The organism is Enterobacter cloacae complex sp. 402C9 (assembly GCF_050030745.1).
GTDB classification, from domain to species: domain Bacteria; phylum Pseudomonadota; class Gammaproteobacteria; order Enterobacterales; family Enterobacteriaceae; genus Enterobacter; species Enterobacter intestinihominis.
In genome coordinates, this window is the sequence record NZ_JBLGUW010000002.1 from 186832 (window position 1) to 210736 (window position 23905).

Here is a 23905-nt window from a genome sequence, read left to right on the forward strand (position 1 = left end):
ACAAAACTATAGAGATTGAAAAGTTACTTTTAAAGTACCTTAAATCGCCTGAATCTGCTTCCGGAAGAAAGGCTCTTAATGAAGCTAGGGGAATCGCTTTCAGAGCGAAAATATCATATGAGGCGTTCAATACTCTTTTGAATACATTGAACAGATCACGAATTTAGATGCCCCGTTAGTATAAATCGTGTTTCTAAAGGCTTTCGTATGTTTAAAAAAGGAAAAAGCTTAATAGCTTTTAGTGATTAAAATTACTATGCAGGCGAAATAAATGAGCAGATTTTATGATTTCAATGCGTTAGGGAAGGTGCGAATAAGCGGGGAAATTCTTCTCGGCTGACTCAGTCATTTCATTTCTTCATGTTTGAGCCGATTTTTTCTCCCGTAAATGCCTTGAATCAGCCTATTTAGACCGTTTCTTCGCCATTTAAGGCGTTATCCCCAGTTTTTAGTGAGATCTCTCCCACTGACGTATCATTTGGTCCGCCCGAAACAGGTTGGCCAGCGTGAATAACATCGCCAGTTGGTTATCGTTTTTCAGCAACCCCTTGTATCTGGCTTTCACGAAGCCGAACTGTCGCTTGATGATGCGAAACGGGTGCTCCACCTTGGCCCGGATGCTGGCTTTCATGTATTCGATGTTGATGGCCGTTTTGTTCTTGCGTGGATGCTGTTTCAAGGTTCTTACCTTGCCGGGGCGCTCGGCGATCAGCCAGTCCACATCCACCTCGGCCAGCTCCTCGCGCTGTGGCGCCCCTTGGTAGCCGGCATCGGCTGAGACAAATTGCTCCTCTCCATGCAGCAGATTACCCAGCTGATTGAGGTCATGCTCGTTGGCCGCGGTGGTGACCAGGCTGTGGGTCAGGCCACTCTTGGCATCGACACCAATGTGGGCCTTCATGCCAAAGTGCCACTGATTGCCTTTCTTGGTCTGATGCATCTCCGGATCGCGTTGCTGCTCTTTGTTCCTGGTAGAGCTGGGTGCCTCAATGATGGTGGCATCCACCAAAGTGCCTTGGGTCATCATGACGCCTGCTTCGGCCAGCCAGCGATTGATGGTCTTGAACAATTGGCGGGCCAGTTGATGCTGCTCCAGCAGGTGGCGGAAATTCATGATGGTGGTGCGATCCGGCAGGGCGCTATCCAGGGATAACCGGGCAAACAGACGCATGGAGGCGATTTCGTACAGAGCATCTTCCATCGCGCCATCGCTCAGGTTGTACCAATGCTGCATGCAGTGAATGCGTAGCATGGTTTCCAGCGGATAAGGTCGCCGGCCATTACCAGCCTTGGGGTAAAACGGCTCGATGACTTCCACCATGTTTTGCCATGGCAGAATCTGCTCCATGCGGGACAAGAAAATCTCTTTTCTGGTCTGACGGCGCTTACTGCTGAATTCACTGTCGGCGAAGGTAAGTTGATGACTCATGATGAACCCTGTTCCATGGCTCCAGATGACAAACATGATCTCATATCAGGGACTTGTTCGCACCTTCCCTAACGGATGATCAGAAGCGGTTGTGAGGTATTTTGCAGCATTCCAGCGGTATGGCTACCGATTAAGAATCGCCGCAATCTGGAATGGCCGTAGACCCCATGATTATCAAATCGACATCATTTTCCTCTGCGTAACGAATAAGCATATCCCTGACTGACGGCCCAGAAAGATGCATTGTGCTGTTTTTAGACTGGCCCCCTGAATCTCCAGACAACCAATATCACTTAAATAAGTGATAGTCTTAATACTAGTTTTTAGACTAGTCATTGGAGAACAGATGATTGATGTCTTAGGGCCGGAGAAACGCAGACGGCGTACTACACAGGGCTCGCTCATTATCCTGTAAAGCCGTTTGGCATTCACAGGTGGCTGTCCCTCTGTGCGACGTTGCTTGCGCAGGATGCCCCACACGCGTCGATAACCATAACTCGGCATATCGCTGATAATGTTGAGGATAGCCGACAGTATTTCTGCGTCTGCTTCTTCATTACGCCGGTTACAGCGCCTGTCCTGCCAGTCGGCAGAACGGTTAATCCGCAGTGACAGTTGCGCACGCGACACGCCCATGGTCCGGCTGACCATGGCTATTCCCCGTCCTTTGGCAACAAGGGCGCGTGCGCTATCCATTTTCGCGACTGACCGTACTCCACGGCTTCTTTCAGGATCTCAACTTCCATCGTCTTCTTGCCCAGAAGGCGCTGAAGCTCCCGGACCTGCTTCAGAGCAGCAGTAAGCTCAGAAGCAGGAACGACTTCCTCTCCAGCCGCAACGGCGGTGAGGCTGCCTTCCTGATATTGCTTCTTCCACTTAAACAGCAGGCTGGGCTGGATACCATGCAGGCGGGCGACATGGGAGACATTCATACCCGGCTCCATCGTCTGCTGGATAATGGCGATCTTCTCCTGAGGAGTTTTACGTTTACGGACTTCTTGCCCTAACAGGATCCCGGTCATCTCAAAATTGGCGTTAGTGTTAGACATATATTCAAGCCTACCTCTTATCTGGAGATACAGCTACTGTCCGGTGTTTCAGGGGGCTACATCAGGCAAATCCACTTCGCGGGAAGGAGTGTGGCTTTTTGGTATTAAGCTTATGGATGATATATCCGTCAATGGATATATTTCTGAAGGTATTATGGTGACCCTATCACCATTTGTCTTCAGACGATTCGAAACTGATATGTATTCAAAAAACTTTAGCGCTGTTGTCGGAAATAGTAAGCATGACAGGCATTACTTCAATATAGGACCTGATGCTCCTCTTCTTGATCGGCATGATAGCGTTCCACTAAGGTTTAGAGTGTTTAGGGCATGTAGCCTACATTATGATCTCTGTGTTGCAGGAGGTGGGTATTTTACGGGGATATTTTCAGAGCACTGGAGCATACAAATGTTATTAGTAACAGTGTCACTACTTTCCGGTTTAATGATTTATATTCTCATTATGAACAGAGCAGAACTCAATAGTTCACTATCTGCAAGGTTTGTAAAGGCTTTGAAAAATGAAGCCCTGTCGCTGGTCTATCAACCTATTTACAGAATTGAAGACGGACAGATCTGCGGATTTGAGGCCTTGCTCAGATGGAAAGATGAAAGACTCGGGAATATTAACCCTGAAGTATTTATACCGCTTTCTGGGTGATGCTGCCAACTTACTGATTTAGTGTATGATGGTGTTTTTGAGGTGCTCCAGTGGCTTCTGTTTCTATCAGCTGTCCCTCCTGTTCAGCTACTGACGGGGTGGTGCGTAACGGCAAAAGCACCGCCGGACATCAGCGCTATCTCTGCTCTCACTGCCGTAAAACATGGCAACTGCAGTTCACTTACACCGCTTCTCAACCCGGTACGCACCAGAAAATCATTGATATGGCCATGAATGGCGTTGGATGCCGGGCAACCGCCCGCATTATGGGCGTTGGCCTCAACACGATTTTCCGCCATTTAAAAAACTCAGGCCGCAGTCGGTAACCTCGCGCATACAGCCGGGCAGTGACGTCATCGTCTGCGCGGAAATGGACGAACAGTGGGGATACGTCGGGGCTAAATCGCGCCAGCGCTGGCTGTTTTACGCGTATGACAGGCTCCGGAAGACGGTTGTTGCGCACGTATTCGGTGAACGCACGATGGCGACGCTGGGGCGTCTTATGAGCCTGCTGTCACCCTTTGACGTGGTGATATGGATGACGGATGGCTGGCCGCTGTATGAATCCCGCCTGAAGGGAAAGCTGCACGTAATCAGCAAGCGTTACACTCAGCGCATTGAGCGACATAACCTGAATCTGAGACAACATCTGGCAAGGCTGGGACGGAAGTCACTGTCGTTCTCAAAATCGGTGGAGCTGCATGACAAAGTCATCGGGCATTATCTGAACATAAAACACTATCAGTAAGTTGGAGTCATTACCCGATAATTTCGATGAATATATCCCCTGTTTGCCCTCCTCTGGCCTGGCGACATGGTGTACACTCCTGGCAACGCTGAACTCAGAATATTTATCCAGTCACTCTATTTTTTAAGAGCAGTAAACCTATGACTACAATAAAGAACCGTCGTTTACGTCCGCGTGCGCATCGTTTTGCTCTTGAGTCTCGCCAGCTTTTTGATGGAGCCGCTCTGGCTGAAACCGCCATCCATGAGGCATCGGCAAGCGATCTGGTGCACCATGAAAGCGCCACCGAACCCGCGAAGGCGCTGGATATTCCCCACGCCGCCACAGCCGACGCCGCAAGCGAAAAACCGGGCAGCGCCGCCAGCGAAGTCTATGTAATAGACCAGCATATCTCCGGCTGGCAGTCGCTGGTGGACCAGGTGCCGCAGGGCAGCCAGGTGGTGATTATCGATGAAAACAGCTCGGGTCTGAGCCAGCTTGCCGACGCGCTGAAAGGCGAAACCAATATTTCCGCCATTCATATTCTGAGCCACGGCGCGTCCGACACCATTACGCTTGGCACCGATGTGCTGACGGCGGACAACCTCTCGGCGTGGTCTTCACAGCTCAGCGCTATCGGCGCAAGCCTTAGCGACAGCGGCGACATCCTGCTTTACGGCTGCGACGTCTCCGCCCAGGATAACGCCTTTATCACCCGCTTCGCCGAAGTGACTCAGGCGGACGTGGCGGCCTCCAGCGACATGACCGGCAGCGCGGCGCTTTCCGGCGACTGGGTGCTGGAAAACCATACCGGCAGCATTGAAGCGAAAACCTTCGCCTTTGATTACGACGGTCTGCTGGCCGGGCCGGAAGTCACCGCGCCGGAAAAAGGCATCACCGTCGCCGAGCCGAGCAGCCTTAACGCCGCAGGCGCCGATACCGCCACGCTCAGCGGCTGGCAGGTCAGCACCACGGACGCCAGCGAAACCGTCACCGTCACGGTGAGCCTGAGCAACAGCGCCATCGGCAAACTCAGCGACAGCCAGACCAGCAACGCTTCGCTGACCATGACCGGCACTGCCAGCAAAGCGCAGGCCTGGCTTAACAGCATCACCTTTACCTCCGCTGACGTCGAGCTTGGCAACACCGCCGCCAGCGGCAAGCTGGACGTCACGGTGCGCGACAGCGCGGGCGTCAGCACCAGCAAATCCATCGATGTGACCGTGACCCCGTCGAACGACCCGGTAAGCGTGGCCGACGCCACCCAGAACGTGCCGGAGATCGAATCGGGCGGCAGCGTCATCACCACCGTGACCCTTAACGCCATCGATGCGGAAGTAACGGCGGGCACCCAGCAGCCCGTGCAGATTGTCTATGGTCTGACCGACCTGCCGCAGTATGGCTATCTGACGCTGAACGGCGACCGGATGGGCGTCGGCTCTATCTTTACCCAGCAGGATTTGATCGACGGCAAGGTGAAGTATGTCCACACCGCCACGGGCGCAGACCAGAACGCCGCCGACGGCTTTACGGCGGTCATCAACGACGGCGCGACGCCGAAGGCGCAGTCCGATACCGTCCACGTCACGCTGAACATTACCCCGCAGAACCAGGCGCCGACCCTTAGCGGCAGCGGCGTGGTCTTTGAAGGCCAGCCCAACAATGCGGTCAACACCGGCAACGTCGGCCAGTATATAGAGGCGGACGGCGGCGGCGATCCGGGCGACACAACGCTGACTCTCACCATTACCGCCCTGCCGACCCACGGCACGCTCTGGTTTAACGGCGTCGCCGTCACCGTCGGCCAGACCTTTGACTATGCCGATCGCAATCTGCTGACCTATGCTAACGACGGCAGTGAAAACCAGGGCACCGACAGCTTTGGCGTACGCGTCACCGACCAGGGCGGCGGTACCGGCGTGCCGGCCAGCACCGACGGCACCATTACCCTGACCGTGCGCCCGGTGGATGACGACCCGACTCTGGACAACGTAACGCTGCACGCGCAGGTGGACGATCTGGCGAACGCCGTCACCCTTACGTCTGCGATGATCGGCGCAAGCGACGTGGATTCCACCGATAACCACCTCAGCTTTATCGTTGACGACAGCAAGCTCACCCACGGTTACCTGACGCTGGACGGCTACCGCCTGCAAAACGGCGGCACCTTCACCATGCAGGATATCGTCGACGGCAAAGTGCAGTACGTGCAGTACGCCAGCGCCAGCGCGTCGGGTGACACCGACAGCTTCAACTTTGTGGTGGTGGACAACACCGCTGCGCTGCGCTGGAACGCCGACGGCACGACCTACAGCCGCATCGGCGGGGTGTACACGCCGGGCACCGAAACGCTGACCAGCTTTACCTTTACCATCGGCCTTGCGGTGGTCACGGGCGGCGGTCCCGGCACGATCCCGGATCGCGTCACCACCATCACCAACCGCGACTCCACCTGGGCGGGCGTGGACTTCACCTCCGGCAACGCCCGCGGCGAAGTAGAAGAAGGCGGCACCCTCGTGCTGAACGGCACCAGCGGCGACTTCTCCAGCGTGCCGGGCCTGAGCTACACCGCCACGGGCGTGGACGCCTCGCAGGTGGTCTATACCTTCCTCGGTTTCTCGAACGGCGCAAGAGGCGGCGAGCTGCAAAAAAATGTCGGCGGCAGCTGGGTGACGCTCGGCGAATATGCCACCTTTACGCAGGCCGACCTCGACAGCGGCAATATTCGCTTCCAGCACGACGGCGGAGAGACCTTTGTCTACGCCGCGGCGTTCTCTGTCTCGGCGGGTCTGACCACGCTCGATGCCAACGGCAACCCGGTGACCAATATCTGGACGCCGACGCTGAACATCTACGTCACGCCAGTGAACGATCTGCCGGTGGTGACCGGCTCCTCCTCCACCGTCATCGCCGAAGGCGAAACCGCTTACCTGACCACCGGCCAGATAGCGATAAGCGACCCGGACGACGCCAACAGCAGCAACGGGCTGGAAGAGAGCGCGACGATCAAAGACGGCAGCGCCAGCGCCAACAACTATGCCTATAACAACGACGCGACCGACGCCAACGCCCTGAAGTTCACCATCAAAACGCTGCCGGACGGCGGCACGCTGCAATACTACAACGGCTCGCAGTGGGTTGACGTTACCGTCGGCCAGACGCTCAACGCCTCGCTGCTTACCGCCAGCGCCTCGACCACCGGGCTGCGCTTCGTCAGCGACGGCTCGGAAGTGCGCTCCACCACCTTTACCGTATCGGCCACCGACCGCTGGGGCGCCACCTCCGCCAGCGACGCGACGGTGAAAATCCAGATAACTAACGTCAACGACGCGCCGCAGATCGCCAAAGACCCGACCCAGGCCGACCCGACGGTGACCGCAGGCTCGCCGAACCTGATTGGCGGCACGCCAGTCAACAACCCGCCGTACGTCACCGAAGGAAGCTATGGCCAGATAACCAGCGCCATGCTGCAAGCCTACGATTCCGACAGCAGCTCAATGCAGGTGCAGTACACCATCACCGGCGCGCCGACCCACGGCACCCTGGCCTATTCCAAAGATGGTGTGAACTTCAGCCCCATCGGCAAAGGCTCCTCCTTCACCCAGCAGGATGTGGCGAACGGGTACATTTACTACCTGAACGACGGCACCGAAGGCAGCGGCAACAGCGAACCCGCCACCCCGGACGATAAGTTCACCTTCACGATTTCTGACGGCGACAAAGAGCAGACCGGCAACGCGTTCTGGATCTACACCCGCCCGACCGACGACGCGCCGGAAGTGACCGCGCCGTCGGGCATCAAGAACATCGCCAGCGCCACGGCGACGAGCAACGCCCTGCCGGGCTTCTCGGTCAAAGATGGGGATCTGACAGACGGCGTGACCGATGGCGAGAGCGATTATTTGCAGGTGACCGTGCGTCTGCTGCATGCGGACGGCAGCGCCTTCGTGGCCAGCGAATACAGCGACGTGACCCTGGGTTACGCGACCGGCAGCGGCGCGACGATCTCTACCGCCCACGGCGGCCAGCACGACTATCTGGTCTTGAGCGGCACCCGCGCCCAGGTGAACGCGGCGCTGGCGGGCCTGACGGTGACCTTCAGAACCGACCGCAACGCCACCTATCAGGTGCAGACTATCGCCGATGACCGCCTGCGCGACGCAAGCGGCACGCTGACGGCAGGCGCTAACGGCGGCACGCTGAACCAGCCCGCGACGCCTGGCAGAGGCGCGGCGGCCACCGCCGTCGACGCCACCGAGTACAACTGGTACAGCGCCTCCGTACCGGAAAAAAGCGGCAACCTGAGCGCGGCGTCCGTCACCATTCGCGCCTCGGAAATCAACGATCCGGGCACGCTGACCGTGACCAACCTGGACCGTACCGTTTATGAAGATCAGGCAAGCTTTATCGGCGGCAATATCGTGGTGCAGGACACCGAATCCGCCGCCTTCGGCACGCCGGTGACCGTCACCATCACCGCGCCGTCCGGCACCCTCGGCATCGGCGGCGCGGACGTGAACACCAGCGCCACCGCCAGCGCCGCCGGCAGCCAGCCGGTTACGATTTCCGGCGACAACTCCGGCACGCTGACGCTGACCGGTCGCGCCAGCGACATTGAAGCGCTGCTGAACGACGCGGCGCTCGGCCTCACCTGGCAGAGCGGCGCCAACGTCAACCACGACCTGAACGTCGCAGCGGCGGGCGATGTCACCATCACCCTGCATCTGGACGACGGCGACTCGCATATCGGCGACACCGTGCAGGCCGACCCGGCCGACCAGACGCTGAACCTCACCATTGTGCCGGTGAACGACGCGCCGGTTGTCTCTGCAACGGGCGGTACGGTTTACCTCAACAGCAATCCGGCGGTAGTCGACGGCACCAAAGTCGGCGGCTTTGTGATTTCCGACCCGGATTACACCGACGGCGGCAATATCGCCGACGGCGGCAATATCGCCGACGGCGAAACCGATTTTATGCAGGTGACGGTGCGCATCACCGACGCCAGCGGCGTGCCGATGACCGCCGCGCAGTACAGTAACGCCGGCGTATCCGACATCACCATTAGCTCCGGCAACACAACGTCCGGCGTGACGATTGACAGCGTCTATAACGGCAGCGAGTCCGCACTGGTGATCCGCGGCACGCTGAGCCAGGTGAACGCGTACCTGGCGGCGCTGACCGTCGCCATGACCGGCTCCGCCCTGTCGAACGCCGATAACGCCTGGCGTGTGGAAGTGATTGCCGACGATCGCCTGCGCGACGCCTCTGGCAACCTGACAAGCGCCAACAGCGCCAACGGCGGCCAGAACGATGCCGTCACCGGCGTCGCGGCGGTGCCGACCACGGCTATCGACCCTTACGGCGCGCTGCCTTCCGGCCTGAGCCAGAACGTCAGTACCGCATGGCGCAGCGTCTTCACAAGCGACGTCAACGATCCGGCGACCATCACGGTGACGGACAAGTCAGTCAACGAAGGCTCAACGACCGTCGCCCTGCCCGCCATTACCGTGGCGGACCCGGACGCCGACAGCGCCAGCCTGACGGTGACGGTCACTCTGCCGGGCGGCTTTACCTTTAAAACGATTGGCGGGACGGGCGGCACCGTTGATGCGGGCGGCGTCAACACCACCAGCTTCACACTTACCGGCACGCTTTCGCAGATCAACAGCCGCCTCGCTAACCTGACGGTGAACCTGCCGACCAACGCGGGCGTCACCGCCGCCGACTGGAACGGCACCTTTAACGTCACCGTAGTGGTGAACGATAACGCCAACCACGGCAGCCGCCCGACCACGCTTACCGGCGACAGCAATAACCCGAACGCGAACCCGGGCGACATCAGCTACGCCGATGACACCTCCGCCGCGCTGGTCACCACCCGTACCTTTAGCGTGACCGTGAAACCGTCGAACGATGCCCCGGTCGTGCTGGTCGGCGCTACCCAGACGCTGGCCCCGGTGAGCGAAGACACCAGCGCCGCAGCGATTACCGGCGACACCATTGCCAACCTGTTTGCCGGTAACTTCTCGGACCCGAACGATCAGGTCAACAATGCGTCCATTACGGCAACCGGCGGCACCAGCGCTGACAGTTTCTGGGGCGTGGCTATCACTAACCTGTCAGTCAACAGCGCGCAGGGCGAATGGCAATACTCCACCGATGGCGGCACGACCTGGGCTGCCATTGGCAGCCGCACCGACGCCAACGCCCTGCTGCTGGATGCAACGGCCAAAGTCCGCTTTGTACCTGCCGCTGACTTCTTCGGGACGCCTGCTGCCTTGAAAGTACGTCTGGTGGAAACCAACAACAACGGCGACACCACCGCAACGACAGGGTCGCTGACCAGCGGCCAGACTGTATCAACGGCAACCAACGGCAGTAGTTCACGCTATAGCGCAGCGATGGTCACCCTCTCAACCAGCGTCACTAACGTCAACGACCGTCCGACGATTAGCGCGACGCCGCTGACCATGCAGGAAGATACGCCAGTTGGCAAAACGCTGACCTCTATTCTTGGCAGCTACAGCGACGCCGCCGACAACCAGACGGGAATTGCTGACGGCGGCAACGCCAGCGGCGCTATCGGCTATGTGGCGATCGTCGGCAACACCACCGACGCAAGCCTCGGCCACTGGGAGTACTCTACCAACGGCACGACCTGGACTGCGCTTGGCACAAGCTACAGCGAAACCAACGCGCTGGTGCTGCTCGACTCGACCCAGCTGCGCTTTGTGCCGCTGGCCGACTACAACGGCGCGGTGCCGGGCGGCCTGACGGTGCGCGTCTCCGACAGCACCAGTTCCGCCGATACCGGCGTCAGCGCCGCGGGCAGCACGCAGGATCTGCAAAGCGCCTTCAACAGCGGCCAGACCAGCCACTGGAGCACGGCGCAGAGCATCAGCATGAGCATTACAGCGGTGGCGGACGCGGTGAGCGACACCGCCGCCACCCATTCGGGCGAGGCGAAAACCATCGACGTGCTGGGCAACGACAGCTTCAGCAACAGCGATAAAGCGATCACGGCGGTCACCCAGGGCGTTTATGGTTCCGTGGTTATCGACAACGGCAAGGTGATTTATACCCCTAACACCACGAGCTACGTCGGCAGCGATACGTTCACCTATACCGTCACCAGCGGCGGCGTGACCGAAACCGCGACGGTCACGATTCAGATGAATAACGCCGCCCCGGTCACCCAGGGTGAAAACGTCAGCACGCCGGAAGATACGACGCTGACCAGCTCCGCCGCGCAAAACCTGCTGCTGAACGATTCCGACCCTGATGGCGATACGCTGAGCATTCTTAACTACTCCGTCAGCGGCGTCGGCACGGTGTTTACCGCAGGCCAGACCGCCGACCTCACCGGGTATGGCAAACTGACCATCAACGCCGACGGCAGCTATACTTTTGTCCCGGTCGCCGACTGGAACGGTACGGTGCCGACGGTGACCTACCGGGTGGTTGATGGCCGCACCAACGGCGCGACCACGGCGCAGTTGAAGATAACCGTCACGCCGGTAAAAGACGCCTTTGACGACAGCCTGACGACCCACGCGGGTACGCCGGTGACCATCGACGTTTTCGCCAACGATAAATTCAGCAACGGCGATAAAGCGATTACCGGCAAGACCAACGGCGCTTACGGTACGGTTAGCATCAGCAACGGCCAGGTGATTTACACGCCGACCAGCGGCTATGTCGGCACCGATACCTTCACCTATACCGTCACCAGCGGCGGCAAAACCGAAACCGCGACGGTCACCCTCACTCTGGTCAACGACGCGCCGCAGGTCGGCCTGGCTAAAACCGGCAGCACGGCGGAAGACACAACGCTTACCAACGGCGAAAATCTGCTGACGGGCGCCAGCGACCTGAACGGCGACGCGCTGACGGTGAAATCGTTTACGGTGGGCAATACCACCTGGGCCGCCGGCCAGACCGCCACGCTTGCGGGCTACGGCGCGCTGACCCTCAACGCCGACGGCAGCTATACCTTTGTTCCGGTCGCCGACTGGAACGGCAACGTGCCGCAGGTGACCTACACCATCACCGACGGTCGCACCAACGGCGACGTCACCTCGACGCTCGATATCTCCGTTACGCCGGTGCAGGATGCGTTTAACGACAGCCAGACCGGCCACGGGCGCGACCCGCTGGTGATTGATGTCTTTAATAACGACAGCTTCGCCAACAGCGACAAAGCCATTACCGCCACCACCAACGGCGCGCACGGTACGGTAACCGTCAGCAACGGCAAGGTGGTTTACACCCTGAACGACGGCTATGTCGGCACCGATAGTTTCACTTATACCGTTACCAGCGGCGGCAAAACCGAAACCGCGAACGTCACCGTAACGTTAACGAACGGTGCGCCGACCGGGGTTGTCGGCAAAACCGCCAGCACAGCGGAAGACCAGACGCTGACCAGCACGGCTTTGCAGAATCTGCTGAACGGCGCCAGCGACCCGGACGGCGATACGCTGAAAGTCAGCGCATTTACGGTGGGCGCAACGACGTGGGCCGCAGGCCAGACCGCGACGCTTGCGGGCTATGGCGCGCTGACCATCAACGCCGACGGCAGCTATACCTTTGTTCCGGTCGCCGACTGGAACGGCAGCGTGCCGCAGGTCACTTATGAGGTCACCGACGGGCGCGACAACGGCGTGCAAACCGCCGCCCTCGATATTACCGTCACGCCGGTGCAGGACGCCCATGACGACAGCCGGACAGCCCATGCGGGCGCCCCGGTCACGGTCGATGTCCTGACCAACGACGGCTTCACCAACGGCGACAAAGCGATTACCGGCGTCACCGACGGCGCGCACGGTACGGTTAGCATCAGCAACGGCCAGGTGGTTTACACCCCGACCAGCGGCTACGTCGGCAACGACAGCTTCACCTATACCGTCACCAGCGGCGGTATCGAGGAGACCGCCACGGTTTATCTGACGTTGACCAACAGCGCGCCGACGCTGCCCCACTGGACAGCGATTAACGGTGAAGACTCGCCGATCGGTATCCCTGGCCTTTTATTAGATACCAGCAGCGACGCCGACGGCGACACCCTGACGGTGACCGATTTTACCGTCAACGGTACCACCTGGCAGGCAGGCGAGACGGCCAATCTGGCGGGGTACGGAAGCCTGACTATTACTTCTGACGGCAGCGTGACGTTTATTCCGGTGGCTGACTGGAACGGCAACGTACCGGTGGTGACCTACACGGCAACGGACGGCCGGGATAACGGCAGCGTCACATCGACGCTCACCATTCAGTACAATGCGATCCCTGACGCCGTTGACGACAACGCCACCACCCACGCGGGCGTGGCGAAAGTCATCGACGTGCTGGCGAACGACAGATTCAGCAACAGCGACAAAGCCGTTACCGCCGTCACCCAGGGCAATAACGGCTCGGTGGCGATTGAAAACGGCAAGGTGCGCTATACCCCGAACGCGGGCTTTAACGGCACTGACAGCTTTACCTATACCGTCACCAGCGGCGGCGTAACGGAAACCGCGACCGTTAATGTCACCATCGCCAACATTGCGCCGGTGGCGCACGATGATTTTACGTGGACTGCGGAAGACACTACCCTGACGCGCAGCGCCGCCACCGGGTTGCTGGCTAACGACAGCGATGATGACAATGATGCTCTTGCCATCACGCAGTTCAGTACCGGTACGCAGATTTACGCGGCGGGCCAGACCGCGACGCTTGCAGGCATGGGCGACCTGACCATTAACGCCGACGGCAGCTATACCTTTGTGCCAGTCGCCGACTGGAACGGCGCCGTGCAGCCGATCCTTTACCAGGTAAGCGACGGCAACGGCGGATTTAGCGTGGCGACGCTCTTACTTACCGTCAACCCGATCGCGGATGCGGTCAACGACAGCGTCAGCACCCATGCCGATGTGCCGGTGGTGATCGACGCGCTCGACAACGACAGCTTCAGCAACAGCGACCAGACGATTACCGGCGTCACCGCTGCCGCCCACGGCACGGTGACGATTGAGAACAACACGCTCGTCTACCGCCCGAACGCGGGCTATGTCGGCAGCGACACCTTCGACTACACCGTCACCAGCGGCGGCAAAACCGAAACCGCGACCGTTACCGTGGACGTCACCAACGTGGCGCCGCGTCTGACCAGCGTACCGACGATTTCCACGCCGGAAGACACCACGCTTAACAGCACTGCGGCGCAGAACCTGCTGACTAACGCCCACGATGACGATGGCGACGCCCTCGCCGTGACGGAGTTTACCGTCGGCGGCACCCGCTACCTCGCGGGCGACACCGCGACGCTGGCAGGCTATGGCGATTTGACGATCCGCGCCGACGGCAGCTTCACCTTTGTGCCAGTGGCCGACTGGAACGGCGTGCCGCCTGCCGCGACCTACACCATCAGCGACGGCAAAGACGGCGGCGTCTCCACCGCCACGCTCGCCTTTAGCGTAACGCCGGTGGCGGACGCGAAGGACGATACGGCCAGCACCCATGCGGGTGTTGCGGTCACTATCGATGCGCTGCATAACGACAGTTTCAGCAATGCCGACAAAGCGATTATCGATGTGGATCAGGGCCAGCACGGCTCGGTGACCATTGAAAACGGCCAGCTGGTTTATCGTCCTGTGGCAGGCTATGTCGGCCAGGATACCTTCACCTACACCGTGGAGAGCGGCGGCGTTCGCGAAACCGCCAACGTCACCGTCACCCTGACCAACAGCGTGCCGGTCGCAACGGGCGAGACAGTGGCTTCGCCGGAAGATTACGAGGCGCGCGGCGACCTGCTGCTCAACGACCGTGACGCGGACGGCGATCCGCTGTTTATCGCGGGCTTCACCGTCGGCGGCCAGACTTATCAGCCGGGCGATACCGCGCGGCTCCCGGGCGTCGGCGAGCTGACCATTGAGCGCAACGGCGGCTACCGCTTTACGCCGGTGGCCGACTGGAACGGCACGGCGCCAGTAGTAACCTACACGGTCAGCGACGGCAACGACGGCGGCACCGCTACCGCGACGCTCGCCATCACCGTCACCCCGGTAGCGGACGTGAAAGATGACAGCGCCACCACCCACGCAGGCGTGCCGGTGACGATTGATGCGATCGGCAACGACCGCTTCGTTAACCCGGACCAGGCCATTACCGGCGTGACCCAGGGCGCGCACGGCTCCGTCGCTATTGAAAACGGGCAGCTGGTTTATACGCCAAACGCGGGCTACGTCGGCCAGGACACCTTCACCTATACCGTCACCAGCGGCGGCGTCACCGAAACCGCCGCCGTGAGCGTCGTGATGACCAATACCGTGCCGGTGGCCGACGGTGAAATCGTCACCACGCCGGAAGACACCGCTATTGGCGGCGAACTGCTGACCAACGACCGCGACCCGGACGGCGACCCGCTGCACATTGCGGGCTTTACCGTCGGCGGCCAGACTGCTCAGCCGGGCGACACCGTCCAGCTGGCGGGCGTCGGCGCGCTGACCGTTAACCGCGACGGCAGCTACCGCTTCACGCCAGTCGCCGACTGGAACGGCACGGCGCCGGTGGTGACCTATACGGTCAGCGACGGCAACGACGGCGGCACCGCTACCGCGTTGCTCGTTATCACCGTTACGCCGGTCGTGGATGTGAAAGATGACCGCGCCACCACCCATGCAGGCGACCCGGTCACCGTTGACGCGCTCGGCAACGACAGCTTCAGTAACGCCGACCGCGCTATTACCGGCGTCACCAACGGCGCGCACGGCACGGTGACCATTGAAAACGGCAAGGTGGTCTACCAGCCGAATACGGGTTATGTCGGCCAGGATACCTTCACCTATACCGTCACCAGCGGCGGCGTCACCGAAACCGCCCAGGTCACGCTTGAGGTCACCAACACCCCGCCGGTCGCGGTGGCGGATAAAGCGAGCACCCTGCCGGAAACGCCGGTCAGCGGCAATCTGCTGACCAACGACCGCGACGCGGACAGCGACCCGCTGCACGTGGCGGAGATCACCGTCGGCGGCGCGACCTACGCGCCGGGGGACATCATTACGATCCCGGGCCAGGGCACGCTGGTGGTTAACCGCGACGGCAGCTATCTGTTTACCCCGGCAAGCGGCTGGTCCGGCTTTACGCCAGTGTTGAACTACACCCTGAGCGACGGCAACGACGGCGGCACCGCCACGGGCGAACTGCGCCTGCTGGTGAACCCCGTAGCCGAGGCGTGGGTGAAAGAGGCAGGTCTGGTCGATACGGCCAGCGGCGCGCAAACCACCACGGGCGCGATGGCCGTACTGTCGCTGGAGCCGGTGGAAAGCCTGACCATTGGCGGCCAGACCCTGACGCTTGCGCAGCTCCAGGCGCTGAGCGCCCAGGCGCCAGTGGATATCGCAACGCCGGACGGCGTGCTGTCGCTCACCGGTTTCCAGGTGGACGGCGAAGGCCGCGCGACGCTGCAATACCGCTTCACGCTGACCCAGGCGGTTAACCAGCCGGGCGAATCCACCACCCGCGAAGAGATTCGGTTCTCCGTCAACGGCCAGCAGACCCGCGCGCCGGGCCTGCTGCGCGTCAATATTCTCAACGACGCGCCGGTCGCGGCAGCGGACGACAACAGCATCGACCAGGATCGCGGCCAGCAGGCGGCGTCGGGCAACGTCTTTAGCAACGACGCTATCGGCGCAGACGGCGCCGCGGCGGGCGGCCCGGTGAGCGCGATTTCCTCCGTGAACCTCAACCGCGCGGGCGCGGTCGGCGGCGTAAGCCTGGGCGAGTTCGGCGCCCTGACGCTCGACGCCCGCGGCAACTACAGCTATGTGCTGAACCGCAGCAACAGCCGCGTGGCGTCGCTGGACGCCAACGCCACCCTGAGCGAGGTGTTCACTTACACCATTACCGACGCCGACGGCAATACCAGCCAGGCGCAGCTGACCATCGTTATTCACGGCGTGACGCCGCCGCAGTCGGTACGCACAGGCGATCAGCACTTCCCGAGCTACTACACCAACTACGAGCTGTCGCTCGATCAGCCGTATTCGCCGGGTCTGTTTATCCTGCCCGCAATCTACGGCTTGTACAGCGACCAGTTCTCTCGCAAGGTGGAGCTGAACCGCAAAATTACCGAGCTGGGCCGCGGCATGAATGACAACGGCACGCCGGTGCTGGAAGACGGCATTCTCTTTACCCGCTGGGTAAACACCACGCTGCAACGCAGCGTGGTGAACACCTTCGCCGCCACCGGTATCGGTTCGCAGCTGCTGGGCGATCACTTCAGCCACTTCTCGCTGAATAAATCCGTACAGCCTGCGCCCGTGCTGGAAAACGCGCCGGAACGTCCGCCGCTTAACGAGCGCATCAACGAAAGAACCACCGTGCAGCAGGAGCGCGGCGAGAAAACCCCTGATGCGAAGCAGGCTCACGCCGCCGCGCCGGGCGTGGTGATCGTGCCGCAAGCCGCCGCCCGACCAGGCGCGCCGTCACTGGCGGCGCAGGTCGACGCGCTGGCCCGTAACCGCGTCGCCGCGCCGGAACCGGTCACCGTGGGAGGCGCCACACCGCATCGTTAATCGCGCAACTCCAAAAACCTTTTACACCGGCGGCGCCGCGCCGCCGGATTGTTAACTCAACACTTTAAGCATAACAATGATGACGACTTTAACTGCCGTAACCCCGACTGCCGTACGTTCTGCGCCTCTGCTCGCCCCTGTCGCCGCACTGGTTTCCGCGCTGCTGTTAAGCGGTTGCGGCACCATTAAACCTGAACCGCTGACCCAGGATGAAATCGGCGCGCGCGTCAGCGCCGACCGCGCCGCCATGTACCGCGACCAGCAGCCGGTCTCTGGTCCGCTGACCCTGTCAGACGCCATGGCCCGCGCGCTGAAATACAACCTCGACTACCGCCTGAAGATGATGGAAACCGCCCTGTCGCGCGGCATCCTGGATATCTCCCAGCAGGATATGCTGCCGAAGTTGATGACCGATGCCGGCTACCGCTGGCGCGACAACGATTCCGGCGGCACCAGCGTCGGTATCGAAGACCGGGTCGTCAGCCTGCGTCCGTCCACCTCTGAAGAGCGCGAGCACCTGCTGGCCGACGCCACCTTCTCCTGGGACGTGCTCGATTTCGGCATGAGCTACTACCGCGCGAAGCAGCAGGCGGATAACGTCAACATCGCCGAAGAGCGTCGCCGCAAGGTATTGCAGAATATTGTCCAGGAGGTGCGCGACGCGTACTGGCGCGCGCTGGGCGCACAGCGTCTGCTGAGCGAAGCGCAGCCGCTGGCCGAAGAGATCCAGACCGCGCTTGAGAAAACCCGCGAAGCGGAGCGCGCAGGCATTCTGCCGCCGGTCGAGGGCCTGGAGTACCAGCGCGCCCTGCTCGACGCGGTGGCGCTGCTGAACCAGAAGCGCCAGGAGATGCAGATGGCGAAAAGCGAGCTGGCCGCCCTGCTGAACCTGCCGTCCACCACCGACTTCACCTTACAGGACGTCGCCAATCCGGCGCTTTCCGGCGTGCCAAGCCAGCTTGATACGCTTGAGCAGATGGCGCTGGAACGCCGCCCAGAGCTGCGTGAAGAAGATTACAAAACCCGCATCGACGTGCTGGAAACCAAACGCCAGATCGCCTCGCTGTTCCCGAACCTGAATCTGTTCGGCGGCATCAGCTACGACTCCAACAGCTACCTCTACAACAACAGCTGGGTGCAGGGCGGCGTGGGCGTTTCCATGAACCTGTTCAAGCTGCTGAGCGCGCCGGCCATCAGCCGCACCAACGACGCGCGCCTGGCCACCGACAATGCCCGCCGTATGGCGCTGAGCATGGCGGTGCTGACTCAGGTGCGCGTCTCGGTTGAGCGCTACAAGCTCGCGGTGTACGACTACCAGATAGCCCAGGAGTCCGCCCGCGTCGACCAGCGTCTGGCGAGCATCTCCCGCGCCGGTTCCGACAACTCGCTCTCAAGCGACCTGGAATCCCTGCGCACCCAGGCGCGCTCCATCGTCTCCCGCTTCCAGGAAGCCGCCTCCTACGCGCAGGCGCAGTCCGCCTATGGCCGCGTGCTGAACTCGGTAGGCATCGACCTGCTGCCGGAAAAGGTGACCAGCAGCGATCTGCCGACCCTGTCGCGTGAAATCAACCAGAGCCTGGTGGCGGGCGAGAAGCAGGTCTTCACCCAGAGCGCCGACGCGGTAGTTTCCCGCCATCCGGTCAGCGTCACCCTGGGCCGCCTGCCAGCGGGCGTCAACAAGAGCGCGATTTATCAGTCGGTCACCCATGTGCTGGCCGCCAACCAGCTGGTGCAGGGCAACGGCGCCGACAGCGTGAAACTGCAAATGAACCTCAACCTTGAACGCGCGTCAGGCTCGCAGCGCGGCGTGTGGGAAATGGCGGTCTATAACGCCCAGGGCGCGCAGGTCGCCTACCAGAAATACACCAGCTATCTGCCGAATGACGTCAACACCCGTTCGGTCAGCGCGCTGGCAGAAGCCGCCGCGCTCTCCGTGGTGTCCGACCTGCATAAAGCGGCAGGCGACACCGGCGTGATGACGGCAAGTAACCCTTAATAACAGGAACAGGTATGAACAACGTGAAAGAAGGCTGGCGCAGCGTCCGCGCGCTCATGCCGCTGACGGGCCTGGCGCTGTGCGCCAGCGCCTTCGCCGCCGACCCAACCCCCGCTGCGGCGGGGGCAGTCGCAACGCCGGATGCGGCCGTTGCCGCAGCGCCTGAGAGCGCGCCTGACGCCACCGCCGACAACGGCGCCGCGCCGGTGCGTTTTCTGGTGATGGCCAACCAGGAAAGCCCGCTATCAAGCGTGGTGGCCGGGCGCGTGTCGCAGGTCAACGTTGAGCTGGGCGATACGGTCAAGGCAGGCAAACTGCTGGTGACGCTGGACTGTAGCGAGCTGAAAGCCCGTCGCGACGCGGCAGACGCCGAGTACAGCGCCGCGCAGATCAAATATGAAGCGAAGGCGAAATTGCAGGGTCTGCATTCCGCAGGCGCGCTGGAGGTTGGCCTTGCCGCCGCCGACGTGAACCGCACCCGCAGCCAGATCAAAATCTTTGAAGCGCAGCTGGCGCAGTGCCGCTTTACCGCGCCGTTCGACGGCCGCGTGGCGCGTATTTACGTCAAAGAGGGCCAGGGCGTCGGCGCAGGCGCGCAGGTTATCGATCTTGTAAGCAACGGCACCCGCAAGGCGCGCCTCAACGTGCCGTCAGGCTGGACCACCTGGCTTGCGCGCGGCGCGCAGCTTGACGCGGTGGTGGGTGAAACCGGCAAGCATTACCCGATGACCGTCACCCACATCAGCGGCCGCGTGGACGCCGTGAGCCAGACGATTGAGATTGAAGCGGAATTTGGCAGCGACGCCCAGGACGTACTGCCCGGCATGAGCGGCCGCGCGACGCCAGTCTGCCCGAAAGCGGCGGCGCAGTGCCAGAGCGGGACGACCAACTCGTGAGCATCGCCCTGTTCTATTCTCTCGCGGCGCGCGTGAAAGCGGCGCGCAGCCCCGAAGAGCTGGGTTTTGTGATGTGTAACGATACCCGCTCGCTGGTGGAGTATCGCCAGGCGGCGCTGCTCGCCGTTTCCGCCACCGGGCGCGCCCAGCTTGCGGCGCACTCCGGCCTGAGCGACACCGACCGCAATACCCCCTACGCGCTGTGGCTTGCCGCCGTTGCCTGCGACATCGCGCCGCGCTGCGCCGCGCTGCCGGAAACTGCCCGCGTGATGCCGCTGTCGCCGGAAATGCTGAGCGAGTCGCTGGCGCGCGAGTGGGACGAATGGCTGCCGGGCCACGTCTGGGTGCTGGCGCTGACCGGCCCGGACGGCAAGCTGCACGCCCTGCTGCTGCTGGCCCGCGATACCCCGTGGCCGACGCAGCTTGGCGTCGAAAGCCCCGAATACGCCCTGCTCCAGCTGGCGAACCTGTACGGCTACGCCTGGTGGGCGCTGGTGGCGCGGCCTTCTCGCCTGCAACGGCTGCTGCCCGCCACGGTGCGCCGACGCGCGGGTCTCGTGTTGCTGCTTCTGCTGCTGGTTATGCTGATCCCGATTCGGGAATACACGCTGGTGCCCGCCGAGGTGATTTCGCTTAACAGCGAAGTGATCGCCGCGCCGAGCGACGGGGTGATTCACCAGATGAAGGTGCCGCCGAACACGCCGGTCGTGGCCGGACAGGTGCTGGCGGAGCTGGATGATACGACTCTAAAAAACCGTCTAGCCATTGCTCAGGCGGAGCTGGCGACCGCCACCGTCAATATGCATCAGGCGTCTCAGCAGGCGATTGAAGACCCGAACGCCCGTGCGGAACTGGCTCTGACCGAAGGCAAATGGCGCGAGCAAAAGGTGCAGGTTGCCTCGTTGCAGCGCGAGCTGGAGAAGCTGTCGATCCGCGCCCGCAGCAGCGGCGTGTTTGTCTACACCGACCCGGACGACTGGGCGGGCCGTCCGGTACAGACCGGCGAGCGCATCGGCCTGCTGGCGGACCCGACGAAGCTCGGCGTGCGCGCCTGGGCGCCTGCGGCGGAATCCACCAACCTGAACCCGCACGCGGCGATGACCGTATTTCTTAAGGTCGCCCCGCTGCACCCGCTGACCGCGCGGCTGGATTACGCCGGTTACGAGACGGTGGAAGCGCCGAACGGCGTCGCGAGCTACCTGCTGCGCGGCACCGTAACCGACCCGTCCAGCGCCGCCCGTATCGGCTTGCAGGGCACGGCCCGCGTCTCCGGCGACTGGAGCCTGCTCGGTTATCTGATTTTCCGTCGTCCGCTGGCGACGCTGCGCGCCTGGTGTGGATTCTGATATGCAAACAGCCGCGACGCTCCCGCCTGCGGGCGGGACAGCTCTTGCGCAGCCGCAGCCGCTGCCGCCGCTGCGCGACGAGCTAAAAATTCACCCGGCGGGCAACAACCGCGACGGCTCGCCCGCCTGGCATCTGGCCGACCCGGTGCGCAACCTCTATTTCCGCCTGGGCTGGCTGGAGCTGGAGATGCTGCGCCGCTGGCCGCTCGGCGCGCCGCAGGCGATTGCCGACAGCATCAGCCAGGAGACCACCATGACGGTGGACGAACAGGATGTGTTGCAGTTCCTGGGCTTTTTACAGCAGCAACAGCTGCTGCGCCGCGGCGCGTTCAAAGCGCGCGGCTCGCTCTGGCGGCGTATTCTGCACGGCTACCTGTTTATCCGCCTGCCGCTGGTGCGCCCGGAGAAAGCCCTGCGCCGCATGCTGCCGTGGGTGGAGTGGCTTTTCAGCGCGCCGTTTCTACTGCTGACCGCCGTCGCCGCGCTGGCAGGCGTCGTTCTGGCCGCGCGCCAGTGGGATAACGTCGCGGCCGCGCTGCACGGCGCCCTGAGCTGGAACGGGGCGCTGGCCTTCGCGGTGGCGCTGATCCTCTCCAAATGCTGGCACGAACTGGGGCACGCCTTTATGGCGACCCGCTACGGCGTACGCGTCGGCCATATGGGGGTGGCGCTGCTGGTGATGTGGCCGATGGCCTACACCGATACCGGAGAGAGCTGGAAGCTGTCGCAGTCCCGCCACCGGCTCTCCATCGCCAGCGCGGGCATTATGGCCGAGCTGATGCTGGCGGCCTGGGCGACGCTGTTCTGGAGCTTCGCGCCGGAAGGCAACGTTAAAGGCGCGCTGTTCTTTCTCGCCACCACCGCCTGGGTGCTGACGGTGGCGGTGAACGCCAGCCCGTTTATGCGCTTTGACGGCTACTTTATTCTCAGCGATACGCTGGACTACCCTGGCCTGCACGAACGGGCGGGCAACTGGGCGAAGCGCTGGCTGCGCTGGCACCTGCTGGGGCTTGAGGATCCGATCCCGGATAACGTCTCGCCCGCCTTTGCCCGCTTCCTCACCCTTTTCGCCTTCGCCACCTGGGTTTACCGGCTACTGCTGTTCGTCGGCATCGCGCTGGTGGTCTACAACGCCTTTTTTAAGGCGCTCGGGCTGGTGCTGTTTTTTATTGAGATAGTCACTTTTGTGGTGCAACCGATGTTTCGCGAACTCAAAATCTGGCGCGCGCGCCGCCGGGAAATCGCTCCGGCGCGCCTGCTGCGCCTTGTCGCCGTCGCACTCGCGCTGGGGCTTTCGGTCTTTCTGCCCTGGTCCGGGCAGGTCTCCCTGCACGGCGTGATGGAGGCGGGCGTGGCGCAGCCGGTTTACACGCCCTATGCCGCCCAGCTTGACAAGGTGCTGGTGCAGGAAGGCCAGCAGGTCAAGGCGGGCCAGAAGCTGTTTGAACTGGTGGCCCCCGTCCCGGCGGACGAGCAGGATAAGGCGCTGGCGCTAAGCCAGGCGTGGCAGACCAGCGCCCGCGGCGCGATGGCGCTCGATAAAAACGGCGCGGCGAAGCAGGTGGTCGCCGACCAGATGGCGCGCCAGTACGCCATTCAACAGCGGGCCAGCGCCGTTGAGCTTCAGCGGCTCCAGCTGGTGGCGCTGGAGGATGGCGTGGTGCATGACGTTGAGCAGACCCTGCGCCCCGGCAGTTGGGTCTCGTCTGGCACCCGCATCGCAAGCGTGATCGACACCCACCGCTGGCGCGTGAAGGCGCTGGTCAGCGAAACCGACCTGGCCCGCCTGCGCGACGGCGCGACGGCGCGGGTTTATCAGCAGGGCCGCTGGCAGCCGCTCGCAGGCGCGGTAGTGACCATCGACCACGACGCCATCCGCCGTCTGCCTAATCTGATGCTGGCGCAGAGTCACGGCGGCCCGGTGGCGCTGAACCCGGTTGCGCCCGCCAACGAACTCCGTCCCGCCGCCGTCTGGTACCGGGTAGTGATCGAAGGCATCTCCGCCGCGCCGGTCAGCAAAGAGCAACTGGTACGTGTTGACGTGGCGAGTGACCGCCAGAGCCTGGCTCACGGCTGGGTCAACAGCGTTATGCTGATGCTTATCCAGCAAACTGGCTTTGGTAAAGAGGGTTAGCGTGCGATTTTCGCGCCAGGCCGCCTGGCCTGGCGCAGGTTTTCTCCCCACCGCGGTTTTAGGTTAAACCCCGTTTCGCCAGAGCAAACTGGCACCTACGTTTTGTTA

Annotated in this window: 7 protein-coding genes and 2 pseudogenes; 7 read left to right on the top strand and 2 right to left on the bottom strand. The window is 61.9% G+C overall.

What is annotated here, in order from left to right; all coding sequences use genetic code 11:
• Positions 1-448 precede the first annotated feature (448 nt).
• Positions 449-1429 (bottom strand): IS5-like element IS5 family transposase, encoded by a 981-nt coding sequence (locus ACQG1K_RS23590; protein ID WP_064877437.1) that lies wholly within the window; start codon positions 1427-1429, stop codon positions 449-451.
• A 396-nt stretch (positions 1430-1825) separates the two neighbouring features.
• Positions 1826-2451 (bottom strand): annotated as a pseudogene (locus ACQG1K_RS23595) (transposase); the annotation flags it as partial.
• A gap of 436 nt (positions 2452-2887) precedes the next feature.
• On the opposite strand from ACQG1K_RS23595, the pseudogene ACQG1K_RS23600 reads away from it, so the two are divergent.
• The 7 genes and pseudogenes from ACQG1K_RS23600 to ACQG1K_RS23630 form a co-directional block, all read left to right on the top strand.
• A pseudogene (locus ACQG1K_RS23600) lies at positions 2888-3133 on the top strand (EAL domain-containing protein); the annotation flags it as partial.
• 56 nt (positions 3134-3189) lie between these two features.
• A protein-coding gene (locus ACQG1K_RS23605) for an IS1-like element IS1B family transposase (protein ID WP_095033700.1) occupies positions 3190-3887 on the top strand; the annotation gives its coding sequence in 2 pieces (ribosomal slippage) (positions 3190-3439 and positions 3439-3887; 699 coding nt in all).
• Positions 3888-4027: 140 nt separating this feature from the next.
• Complete coding sequence (locus ACQG1K_RS23610) at positions 4028-17425, top strand: Ig-like domain-containing protein (RefSeq protein WP_117249904.1); 13398 nt, start codon at positions 4028-4030, stop codon at positions 17423-17425.
• 76 nt (positions 17426-17501) lie between these two features.
• Positions 17502-19421 carry a TolC family protein gene (locus ACQG1K_RS23615; protein WP_000989158.1) on the top strand — a complete coding sequence of 640 codons (1920 nt, stop codon included), beginning with the start codon at positions 17502-17504 and terminating at the stop codon, positions 19419-19421.
• Between the two features lie 14 nt (positions 19422-19435).
• Entirely contained in the window at positions 19436-20317 is an 882-nt protein-coding gene (locus ACQG1K_RS23620) for an efflux RND transporter periplasmic adaptor subunit (RefSeq protein WP_117249905.1), read from the top strand.
• The gene (locus ACQG1K_RS23625; RefSeq protein WP_001548176.1) at positions 20314-21663 is read left to right on the top strand and encodes an efflux RND transporter periplasmic adaptor subunit; all 1350 of its coding nucleotides are present in this window, start codon (positions 20314-20316) and stop codon (positions 21661-21663) included. The genes ACQG1K_RS23620 and ACQG1K_RS23625 overlap by 4 nt, the downstream gene beginning before the upstream one ends.
• A gap of 1 nt (position 21664) precedes the next feature.
• Positions 21665-23797: an HlyD family efflux transporter periplasmic adaptor subunit gene (locus tag ACQG1K_RS23630; RefSeq protein ID WP_117249906.1), complete on the top strand. Its 2133-nt coding sequence runs from the start codon at positions 21665-21667 to the stop codon at positions 23795-23797.
• Positions 23798-23905: the final 108 nt, after the last annotated feature.